The organism is Bartonella sp. MU70NMGDW, from assembly GCF_042194085.1.
Classification (GTDB): domain Bacteria; phylum Pseudomonadota; class Alphaproteobacteria; order Rhizobiales; family Rhizobiaceae; genus Bartonella; species Bartonella grahamii.
Map to the genome: position 1 here is coordinate 1 of NZ_JBHIMK010000521.1, position 788 is coordinate 788.

The following is a 788-nucleotide window of genomic DNA, read 5'->3' on the forward strand; positions in this document are numbered from 1 at the left end:
ACAAGCAAGGTTACAGCATAGATATGCTTTATTACAGGAAGGAATTGTGAAATGGGGAGCAAGACACCAGCAACAACAGAACAAAAGCAGGTGCAGACAAGCGCCCCTCCTGCTTGGATGGAAAATGTATTTAAGCGTGGGGGTAGGGATGCGTATCAAATGTATGACACAGGGATTGGGGGTAATGTGTATGGGGGACCTCGTATTGCCCCGTTAAGTGATCAAACGCGCTATGGCATTAGTGGTCTTGGCAGTATTCCTCATCATTATCAAAATCGCTCTTTGATGAATACAATCTATAATCCAACGTCGGCAGCCATGAATCTTAGACATATGGCTTCTGGTGGTATGGTGGGACAGAATCCGTCTTTTAATGCCGCCCTTCAAAATAGCTTAGACCGTGTAAGAGATACGATTAACAGCTCTTTTGCAGGTGCGGGTCGTTATGGGTCCGGTGCACATGCAGGTGTATTGGCAAATGAACTTGGTGCTTTGTCCACAAGTGCTACAGCAGACCAGTATAATCGTGATGCAGATCGCATGATGCAAGCCAATGCCATGATAGACCAAGCCAATCAAAATCAGTTGGGAGCATCAAATAACTTCTTGCAGGGTTATGGCAATGCCTATTCCAATGCCATACAGGGGGGAGGTGTGCTTGATAATTACAATCAGAGAGTTGTTGATGCCAATCGTGAACGTTGGCTGGAGCAAGACAATAGCGGCTGGAATAGGTTGAATATGCTTATGAACGCCGGTCATGGCTTTGCAAGGAATTACGGCACGAC

General features: G+C 46.1%; 1 protein-coding gene. It reads left to right on the forward strand.

The window, feature by feature from the left end; genetic code table 11:
- Positions 1-51: 51 nt before the first annotated feature.
- A partial coding sequence (locus ACFIKE_RS11935; RefSeq protein WP_375650168.1) for a hypothetical protein occupies positions 52-788 on the forward strand: 737 nt, incomplete at its 3' end.